The sequence below is a fragment of the Streptomyces zinciresistens K42 genome, assembly GCF_000225525.1.
GTDB lineage: Bacteria > Actinomycetota > Actinomycetes > Streptomycetales > Streptomycetaceae > Streptomyces > Streptomyces zinciresistens.
Map to the genome: position 1 here is coordinate 1 of NZ_AGBF01000507.1, position 262 is coordinate 262.

Annotated in this window: 1 pseudogene; it reads right to left on the reverse strand. The window is 75.2% G+C overall.

Annotated elements, in window-relative coordinates:
- A pseudogene (locus SZN_RS37400) lies at positions 1-262 on the reverse strand (peptidase); the annotation flags it as partial.

Sequence of the window (262 nt, forward strand, 5' to 3'; positions counted from 1 at the left end):
CCTCGGGGCCGGTCTGCGGGAGTTCGGCGCCCGGGGCCGAGCCGCCGCCGGGGGTGCCGCCGGTGCCGCCCGAGCCGCCGGCCGCCGTCACGTCGAGCGTGAGGGAGGGGCCGGGGCTGTTGCTCGGGGTGCACGTCGTGGTGGTGCCGAGCGCCTTGATGGTGAGCACGCCAGCGGTGAAGGTGACCTTGCCGGTCTTCCTCGGCGTGTACGTGCCCGTCAGATCGCTGATCCGGATGGGGGTGTTGGCCGGGACGGCCTG